The organism is Phenylobacterium sp. (assembly GCF_044371015.1).
Classification (GTDB): domain Bacteria; phylum Pseudomonadota; class Alphaproteobacteria; order Caulobacterales; family Caulobacteraceae; genus Phenylobacterium.
This window is the reverse complement of the sequence record NZ_JBILUK010000134.1, coordinates 1-8,477: the sequence shown is the minus strand read 5'-3', so window position 1 is coordinate 8,477 and position 8,477 is coordinate 1. Positions and strand designations below refer to the sequence as shown.

The window sequence follows — 8,477 nt, the reverse complement described above, 5'->3', positions numbered from 1 at the left end:
AGGTCGAGGCGGGGGCGAACTGCATCGTCTTCGGCCTCGGCGGCATCGGGCTCAACGTGATCCAGGGTCTGAAGCTGGTGGGCGCGGCGCAGATCGTCGGTGTCGACATCAATCCGGATCGTGAGGCTTGGGGGCGGCGGTTCGGAATGACCCATTTCGTCAATCCGAAGTCGATTTCGGGCGATTTGGTTGCCCATCTCGTCGAATTGACGAATGGCGGCGCGGACTACACCTTCGACGCCACCGGCAACACCACGGTCATGCGCCAGGCGCTCGAGGCCTGCCATCGCGGCTGGGGCGAAAGCATCATCATCGGCGTGGCCGAAGCCGGCAAGGAGATCGCCACGCGGCCGTTCCAGCTGGTCACCGGCCGGGTGTGGAAGGGCACGGCCTTCGGCGGCGCGCGGGGCCGCACCGATACGCCCACCATCGTCGACTGGTACATGGAGGGCCGCATCCAGATCGACCCGATGATCACCCATCGCCTGCCGTTGGAGCGGATCAACGAAGCCTTCGACCTGATGCATGCCGGCGAGAGCATCCGCAGCGTCGTGATCTACTGACGGCGGGTTCGAACGCGCTTCGGGGTTACACCGGATCGAACGCCGCCACCAGGTGGCCGGGCGCCACCTCGGCGAGCGGCGGGGGCGCGGGGATCGAGCCGTCGGCCGGCAGGTGCGAAGGCGCGAAACGGAAGGCTGCGCGGGGGTCCATGGGGCTGGGCGGCTCGCCTGTGAGCCGGATACGCTGGCGGGTGCGCTCCACGGCGGGATCGGGGATCGGCGCGGCCGAGAGCAGGGCCTTGGTGTAGGGATGGCGCGCGTCGCGCCAGATGGCGTCGCGGTCGGCCAGCTCCATGATCCGGCCCATGTAGAGAACCAGAACCCGGTGGCTGATCTCGCGCACAACGGCCAGGTCGTGGCTGATGAACATCATCGCCAGCCCCATTTCCTTCTGGAGCTCGATCAGGAGGTCGATGATCTGGGCGCGGACGCCGACGTCGAGCGCTGAAACCGCCTCGTCGCAGATCACCAGTTTGGGCTTGAGGATCATGGCTCGCGCGATGCCGACCCGCTGGTTCTGGCCGCCGGACAGTTCGTGCGGATAGCGGTTGATCAGGTTGGGATCGAGCTCCACCCGCGCCATCATTTCGCGCACCGTGTCTTCCCGCTGGGCGCGGTTCAACTCGGGCCGGAAGACGCTCAGCGGCTCAGCGACCGAGGCGCCGACGGTCATGCGCGGATCGAGGCTGGCGAGCGGGTCCTGGAAAACGATCTGCAGGTCCTTGCGGGCCGCCTGCATGGCGTGGCGGTCGGCCTTGGCGATATCGCGGCCCATCAGCGTCACGGCGCCCGCGTCACAGGGCGCCAGCTTCAGCACCGCGCGGGCCAGGGTGGACTTACCCGAACCGCTCTCGCCGACGATCCCCAGGGTTTCGCCGGCGCGCACCGAAAAGCTGACGCCATCCACCGCCCGCAGGATGCGCGGCTTGCCGAGGAACCCGTCGCGGATCGGGAAGTGGACCTTCACGTCCTGGCCGTCGACCACGACCGGTGCATCGGCCGGCGTCGGCGCGATCATCGGCCGCCCGCCCCGGTCGGCCCGATCGAGGCGCGGGATCGCCGCCAGCAGGCCGCGCGTGTAGTCGGTTGCCGGGGCCCTGAAGATATCTGTGGCCGAAGCCGCCTCCACATAGGCGCCGTTCTTCATCACGCAGACCTGGTCGGCGAGACGGGCGATCACGCCCATGTCGTGGGTGATCAGCACCAGGGCGGTCCCGGTGTCACGCTGAAGTTCGGCCATCAGGTCGAGGATCTCGGCCTGCACGGTGACGTCGAGGGCGGTGGTGGGCTCGTCGGCGATCAGCAGTTCGGGACCCGGAGCCATGGCGGCGGCGATCATCACCCGCTGGCGCATGCCGCCCGACAGCTCGTGCGGATACTGCCGCATGCGCCGCGCCGCCTCGGGGATGCGCACCCGGTCGAGCCACTCCCGTGCGCGCTTCTCGGCCTCGGCGCCCGAGAGGCCCAGGTGCAGCCGCAGCGGCTCGGCGATCTGCTCGCCGATGCGCACGTGCGGCGTCAGCGCGGTCAGCGGATCCTGGAAGATCATGGTCATCTTCGACCCGCGCAGGCGGTTCAGCGCCTTGGGCGCGAGGCCCAGGATTTCCTGGCCGTGCAGAGTGGCGGAGCCCGTCGCCCGCCCGTTCTGGGCGAGCAGGCCCATCACCGCCATGAAGGTCTGGCTCTTGCCCGAGCCGCTCTCGCCGACCACCCCGAGCGTCTGACCGCGATCGACCGTGAGTGACACGCCGCGCACCGCATTGACCTGGCCGTCGGGAGTCTCGAAGTCGACGCGCAGATCCGTGAGGGACAAGACCGGGGGCGCCGGGACCGGGGTCGATGCAGGCGGGCAAGTCGGGGTCGCCAAGGGGGCCTCACTCGGAACGTGCGCCGAACCCTACGCGGCGGGCGCGACATCTTGAAGCCCGCATGGCACATCTCCTGTCGTGACAGCTGCTTCCAATCCGCGCCCCACCCTGTTCCTCGACCGCGACGGCGTGCTGAATGAGGATCACGGCTACGTTCACCGGTGGGAGGCGTTCCGCTGGATCGAGGGCGCGCGGGAGGCGGTGGCGACCTTCAATCGCGCGGGTTGGCTGGTGATCGTGGTGACCAACCAGTCGGGGATCGGGCGCGGCTACTACACCGAGGCCCAGATGCAGGCGCTGCATGAGGCCATGCTCTCCGATCTCGCCGAAGCCGGCGGGCGGATCGACGCCATCTACCATGCGCCGCATCATCCGGACGCGGCCGCCGAAGCCTATCGCCACCCGGATCCGCCGCTTCGAAAGCCCAACCCCGGCATGATCCTGCAGGCGATGGCGGCGTGGCCGATCGATCGATCAGCCTCGGTGTTGGTCGGCGATCGGGCCTCAGACCTGGAAGCCGCGAGGCGGGCCGGCGTGCGGGGCCTGTTGTTTCCGGGCGGGAACCTGGCTGAGTTCCTGAGGCGGAACGGGCTGCCTCAGAGCGCAACGAAATCTGACGGAGTGGTCTGATCTGCGGCAGCACCGTCGACTTCGACTTAGCGGATTATTTCAGCTCGCGAATCCAGATGTTGCGGAAGGCGACCGGGCCGCCGCCGGCATGGGCCTGGAGCTTCAGCGGCGAAGGGCCGTGGGCGCGATAGGCGGACTTGCCGATGAACACGGTCGGCCCTTTCAGTTCGAAACCGTTCTGCACCAGCACGCCATTGTGAAAGGCGGTCACCCTGGCGGGTGAAACCAGCGCCCCGTTCGGGCCGAAGCGGGGGGCGGTCCAGACGATGTCATAGATCTGCCACTGGCCCGGCGGGCGCATGGCGTTGGCCAGCGGCGGGGCCTGTTTGTAGACGCTGGCGGCCTGGCCGTTGGCGTAGGTGGCGTTCTGGTAGCTGTCGAGCACCTGCAGCTCATAGCCCGCGTCGCCGGCGCCGGTGGAGGCCAGGAACACGCCGCTGTTGCCGCGCAGCTGGCCCTTGCCGGTCACGCCCGTGGGCGCGCGCCACTCCAGATGCAGTTGGTAGTCGGTGAAGGCCGCCCGCGTCTGGATGGAGCCCGACGCCAGCACCACCCGCATCTCGCCATCGACGACCGTCCAGCCCGCCGGCCCGCCTCGCACGCTCTCCCATTGCGCCAGGTCCTTGCCATCGAACAACACGACTGCGTCGGAAGGCGCATCGCCGGGGGCTTGGCCGGGCGTGACCACGGCGGGTTCCGGGGTCCAGACCTCTGTGTCTTCGGGTTTGGGCGTGACGACGGGGGGCTGGGCAGCGGCGGGCGTCGCCGCCAGCAGCAGGACGATCAGAACCGCCTTCATGCCTCACCCGCCAGATTGAGGATCGCCGCCCATTCGGTCGCCGTCACCGGCGAGACCGAGAGCCGTGACTGGCGGATCATCGCCATGGCCGCGAGCGTGGGCTCAGCCTTCATCGCCGCCAGGGTCACCGGACGGGCCAACGCGCGGACGGGCTCCAATTCCACGGCCACGAACCGTCCGGCCGGGTCCGAAGCATCCGGAAACGCCTCACGCGCCACCTTCGCGACCGCGACCACCGCCTTGTCCGCGCCGGAGTGGTAGAACAGGACCTCGTCGCCGACCGTCATGGCCTTGAGATGCAGGGCGGCGGCGTTGTTGCGCACGCCGTCCCAGACAGTTCGCCCTTCGCGCGCCAGATCGGCCCAGGCGTAGGTTTCGGGCTCGGACTTCACCAGCCAGCAGGCCATGACGCGCCTCCTTCGTCGATGTCGACTATAGCGCGGCCGCCAGCGCCGAGGCGAGATCGCCGCGCGGCTCGACCCGCACGGTTTCCAGCCCCAGCCAGCCGGCCATCCGCCGCAGTTCGCCGGCCAGCCGCTCCGGCGTCGCCGCCGAAGCCCACGGCTCCGCGTGGGCGGCCTGGACGATCAGCACGCCGGCCTTGCGATCACCCTTGAGGTCAACCCGCGCGGTGATCGCCTCGTCCTCAAGAAAGGGCAGCACATAGTAGCCGTGGACGCGCTTTTCGGCCGGTGTGTAGATCTCCAGTCGAACCCGGACGCCGAACATCCGTTCGGTGCGTTCGCGGAACCAGATCAGGTTGTCGAACGGCGACAGCAGCGACGCGCCCTCGATGCGCCGGGGCCGACGCGCCTCGGGATCGAGATAGGCCGGCTCCTTCCAGCCCTGAACGGCGACGGGCAGCAGTTCGCCCGCCTCGACCAGTTCTGCGATCCGGTCCTTCGCGCCCTCCACCGGCATGCGGAAATAGTCGCGCAGGTCCTTGGCGGTGGACACGCCCATGGCCCGGGCGGCGATGCGGTAGAGACCGCGCTGGGCCTCATCGCGCGGCGGCGTCGGCGCTCCGTGCACGTCCGACGGCAGCACCATTTCCGGCAGGCCGTAGATCCGCTCGAAGGTTCCCCGACGCGTGGCGGTGGTCAGCGCTCCGGTCCAGAACAGGCCCTCGACGATCCGCTTGCCCTCGCTCCAGCCCCACCAGCCGCCTTCGCCCTTGCGACCGATCTCCAGCTCCGAGGCCGCCAGCGGGCCGCGGTCGGCGATGGTCTCCAGCGCACGATCAGCCAGGTCGCGCCGCTCGCGCAGGAACCGTGCGACGCCTTTCCAGACGCCGACTCCGCCTTGTGCGTCCTCCATCCGCCAGCGGAACAGCGGCTGGGCCGACAGCGGCAGGATCGAGGCTTCATGCGCCCAGTATTCAAACCAGGGCCGCTTCCGGCCCCAGGCCAGGTCCTCAAGAAGCTCGCGCGGATAAGCTCCCAGCCGCGAGAAGGCCGGCAGATAGTGGGTGCGTGAAACCACGTTCACGGAATCGATCTGGATCACGCCCAGCCGGTCCGTGAGTTTCGAAAGCTGCCTTCGCCCGACGGCTGCATCCCGGTCCGCGCCGAAGCCCTGTGCAGCCAAGGCGATACGCCGCGCCTCGGCGGCGGAGAGGGTGTCACGCGGCATTGGCGGGCTCGTCAACGGGTCGTTGGGATCAGCTTAGATCTCGAACAAAGATAGAACAATCGCACCTCGGTGTCAGTGCTCGAGCCTTCCGTCGGTGATCGCGGCGGGCTCGAAGCGGTAGAGCACCCCCGGATCGGGCGCGGGGATCTTGTCGGCGATCTCCGGCGGGGCCAGCACTTTCAGCAGGTGGCGAAGGATCGCGATCCTGGCCAGGGGCTTCATGTCCGTGTGGACCACGTACCAGGGCGAAACTTCCGAGTGAGTGCGTCGAAGCATCTCATCGCGGGCGGTGGAGTAGGCGTCCCACTTTTCCTGTGCGAGAGCGTCCAGCGGGCTGACTTTCAGCGCCTTGAGCGGGTCGGTCCGCCGCGCCTCCAGCCGTTTGACTTGCTCGCCGCGTGATATGTCGAGCCAGAGCTTGACCACCTGAACGCCGCTGCGGACCAGCATGTCCTCGAACACCGGCACGTCGCGTAGGAACGTCTCGTGTTCCTCCAGCGTGCAGAAGCCCATCACCGGCTCGACCCCGCCGCGATTGTACCAGGAGCGGTTGAAGATCACGAGTTCGCCGGCCGCTGGGAGATGATCCACATAGCGCTGGAAGTACCATTGCGAGCGTTCGCGGTCGGTGGGTTTGGGAAGCGCGGTCACCCGAGTGGCGCGGATCGACAGATATTCTGTCAGCCGCTTGATCGCCCCGTCCTTGCCGGCCGCGTCGCGGCCCTCGAAGATGATGAGGTCGCGTTCGCCGGTCTTGATGGCGTGCTGCTGGAACCGGACAAGGGCTTCCTGCAACGGTTCGAGATCGTCTTCGTCACTGGCCATGGCGCCAGCATAGCCGGGAAGTTGGAGCCGAGGCCATGATCCGACTGTTCGTTCCCCATGATCTGGCCGAGGGCGCGCAGATCGCGCTGGATCCTGGCCAGAGTCGCTACCTGGCCGTCGTCATGCGCCAGGGGCCCGGCGATTCAATACGCGTGTTCAACGGCCGTGATGGCGAGTGGCAGGCCCGGATCGCGACCGTGGCCAAACGCGGCGTTGCGCTGGACGTCGATGCACAGGCGCGGCCTCAGACCGCGGGACCGGACCTCGATCTGGTCGTAGCGCTCGTGAAGCGAGCTCGCCTCGAGGTGATCGTCGAGAAGGCCGCCGAGCTCGGCGCCCGCCGCGTGCGCCTGGCCGTTACCGAACGCACCAACGCCGACCACGCCCGCCTGGACCGCCTCGCCGCCATTGCCGCGGAGGCCGCCGAGCAGACCGGCCGCCTGGACGTCCCTGAAATCCTGCCGCCCATGAAAATCGACCGCTTGCTCGCCGAATGGGACGGTCGGCCGCTGGTGTTCTGCGACGAGGCCGGCGACGCCACGCCGATGCTCGACGTGCTGGCGCCTCAGCCGGAGGGCGCGGCGATCCTGATCGGGCCGGAGGGCGGCTTCTCGCCGGCGGAGCGGGAACGTCTGCGCGCGCTGCCCTTCGCCACGCCGGTGTCGCTGGGGCCCCGAATCCTCAGGGCCGACACCGCCGCGATCGCCGCGCTCTCGCTCTGGCAGGCGGCGGCGGGAGACTGGCGGGCTTGAGCCGAGCGGAATTGCCCCCACCTATCCTAACGGCGTAAAGACCCGGGCCGCGCGGGATGAACGCCGGGGGAGGACTTATGGCGGAGACTGCCTGCGATGATCGGCCGCTGGCCTTTGATGACCTGGTCGCGTGGATGGCCGAGGGCGCAAAGCCGGCCTCGGAGTGGCGGGTCGGCGCCGAGCACGAGAAGTTCGTGTTCCGCCTCAAGGACCACGCCCCGGTTCCTTATGAACCAAATGGCATCAAGGCCCTGCTCGACGGCCTGACGCGCTTCGGCTGGACGCCGGTCATGGAGGGCGAGAACGTCATCGCCCTGGAACGCGGCCGGGCCAATGTCAGCCTCGAGCCCGGTGGCCAGTTCGAGCTCTCGGGCGCGCCGCTCGAGACCGTCCACGACATCTGCGAGGAGACCGGGACCCACCTCACCGAGGTGAAGCAGGTGGCCGATGAGCTGGGCCTGGGATTCATGGGCCTGGGCTTTACGCCGGTCTGGCGGCGCGACGAGATCCCGGTGATGCCCAAGGGCCGCTACAAGATCATGCGGGAGTACATGCCCAAGGTCGGCGGCCTGGGGCTCGACATGATGTTCCGCACCTGCACGGTGCAGGCCAATCTCGACTTCGCCTCCGAAGCCGACATGGTGCTCAAGTTCCGCGTTTCGCTGGCTCTGCAGCCGATCGCCACGGCGCTGTTCGCCAATTCGCCGTTCATCGAAGGCAAGCCCTCGGGCTTCGTGTCCAGTCGCGCCAACGTGTGGACCGATACCGACCCTGACCGCACCGGCATGCTGGATTTCGTGTTCCGCGATGGCTTCGGTTTCGAGACCTACGCCCGCTATGCGCTGGGCGTGCCGATGTATTTCGCCAAGCGCGGCGACCGCTACATCGACCTTTCCGGCCGCTCGTTCCAGGCCTTCATGGACGGCAAGCTCGACGAACTGCCGGGCGAGCGGCCCTCGATCAAGGACTGGGCCGACCACACCACCACCCTTTTTCCCGAGGTGCGGCTCAAGAAGTACCTCGAGATGCGTGGCGCGGACTCTGGGCCCTGGAGCCGGCTCTGCGCGCTGCCCGCGCTGTGGATGGGCATCTTCTACGATGCGCCCGCCCTCGCCGCCGCCTGGGACCTCTGCAAGGACTGGGACATCAACGACCACGAGCGGCTGCGCGCCGATGTGGCCCGGCTGGGCCTGAAGGCTGAGATCGCCGGCCGCACGGTCCAGGACGTAGCGAAGGACATGCTGGCCATTTCGCGGTCGGGCCTGAAGAACCGCAACCGTCTGTCCGGCGGCATGGTCGACGAGACCGGCTACCTCAACGAACTCGACATGATCGCCGATAGCGGCATCACGCCGGCTGAGCGGCTGATCGAGCTCTACGAGACCCGCTGGGCCGGCGATGCGGGCCG

General features: G+C 68.4%; 9 protein-coding genes. 4 read left to right on the top strand and 5 right to left on the bottom strand.

Annotated features, from left to right (window positions below; genetic code table 11):
* Nucleotides 1–563 (top strand): zinc-binding dehydrogenase (locus tag ACIQ3R_RS11765; RefSeq protein WP_397418690.1); only part of this gene is annotated, 563 nt, incomplete at its 5' end.
* A gap of 25 nt (nt 564–588) precedes the next feature.
* Here the strand turns inward: ACIQ3R_RS11765 and ACIQ3R_RS11760 are convergent.
* Nucleotides 589–2,376 carry a dipeptide ABC transporter ATP-binding protein gene (locus tag ACIQ3R_RS11760; RefSeq protein WP_397418688.1) on the bottom strand — a complete coding sequence of 596 codons (1,788 nt, stop codon included), beginning with the start codon at nt 2,374–2,376 and terminating at the stop codon, nt 589–591.
* 133 nt (nt 2,377–2,509) lie between these two features.
* Between ACIQ3R_RS11760 and ACIQ3R_RS11755 the strand changes: the two genes are divergently transcribed.
* The gene (locus ACIQ3R_RS11755; protein WP_397418686.1) at nt 2,510–3,061 is read left to right on the top strand and encodes a D-glycero-alpha-D-manno-heptose-1,7-bisphosphate 7-phosphatase; all 552 of its coding nucleotides are present in this window, start codon (nt 2,510–2,512) and stop codon (nt 3,059–3,061) included.
* Nucleotides 3,062–3,095: 34 nt separating this feature from the next.
* On the opposite strand, the gene ACIQ3R_RS11750 is transcribed toward ACIQ3R_RS11755, so the two are convergent.
* From ACIQ3R_RS11750 to ppk2, 4 genes are all read right to left on the bottom strand, one after another.
* Nucleotides 3,096–3,860, bottom strand: coding sequence for a DUF1080 domain-containing protein (locus ACIQ3R_RS11750; RefSeq protein ID WP_397418684.1), 765 nt, complete (start codon nt 3,858–3,860; stop codon nt 3,096–3,098).
* Nucleotides 3,857–4,267, bottom strand: a complete 411-nt coding sequence (locus ACIQ3R_RS11745) for an EVE domain-containing protein (protein ID WP_397418682.1) — start codon at nt 4,265–4,267, stop codon at nt 3,857–3,859. Before ACIQ3R_RS11745 ends, ACIQ3R_RS11750 begins: the two co-directional genes overlap by 4 nt.
* 25 nt (nt 4,268–4,292) lie before the next feature.
* Nucleotides 4,293–5,492, bottom strand: a complete 1,200-nt coding sequence (locus ACIQ3R_RS11740; protein ID WP_397418680.1) for a winged helix-turn-helix domain-containing protein — start codon at nt 5,490–5,492, stop codon at nt 4,293–4,295.
* 72 nt (nt 5,493–5,564) lie between these two features.
* A complete protein-coding gene (gene ppk2, locus ACIQ3R_RS11735) occupies nt 5,565–6,317 on the bottom strand; it encodes a polyphosphate kinase 2 (RefSeq protein ID WP_397418678.1) in 753 nt (250 codons plus the stop codon).
* A 35-nt stretch (nt 6,318–6,352) separates the two neighbouring features.
* Between ppk2 and ACIQ3R_RS11730 the strand changes: the two genes are divergently transcribed.
* Both ACIQ3R_RS11730 and ACIQ3R_RS11725 read left to right on the top strand, forming a co-directional pair.
* A complete protein-coding gene (locus ACIQ3R_RS11730) occupies nt 6,353–7,069 on the top strand; it encodes a 16S rRNA (uracil(1498)-N(3))-methyltransferase (protein ID WP_397418676.1) in 717 nt (238 codons plus the stop codon).
* A gap of 77 nt (nt 7,070–7,146) precedes the next feature.
* Nucleotides 7,147–8,477, top strand: a 1,331-nt coding sequence (locus ACIQ3R_RS11725) for a glutamate--cysteine ligase (protein ID WP_397418674.1), incomplete at its 3' end; no start/stop codon positions are given.

What these genes read in the sequence shown, in the direction of transcription:
- ACIQ3R_RS11750 (WP_397418684.1), bottom strand. Translation starts at nt 3,860, where the DNA reads ATGAAGGCGGTTCTGATCGTCCTGCTGCTGGCGGCGACGCCCGCCGCT.
- ACIQ3R_RS11745 (WP_397418682.1), bottom strand. Translation starts at nt 4,267, where the DNA reads ATGGCCTGCTGGCTGGTGAAGTCCGAGCCCGAAACCTACGCCTGGGCC.
- ACIQ3R_RS11740 (WP_397418680.1), bottom strand. Translation starts at nt 5,492, where the DNA reads ATGCCGCGTGACACCCTCTCCGCCGCCGAGGCGCGGCGTATCGCCTTG.
- ppk2 (WP_397418678.1), bottom strand. Translation starts at nt 6,317, where the DNA reads ATGGCCAGTGACGAAGACGATCTCGAACCGTTGCAGGAAGCCCTTGTC.
- ACIQ3R_RS11730 (WP_397418676.1), top strand. Translation starts at nt 6,353, where the DNA reads ATGATCCGACTGTTCGTTCCCCATGATCTGGCCGAGGGCGCGCAGATC.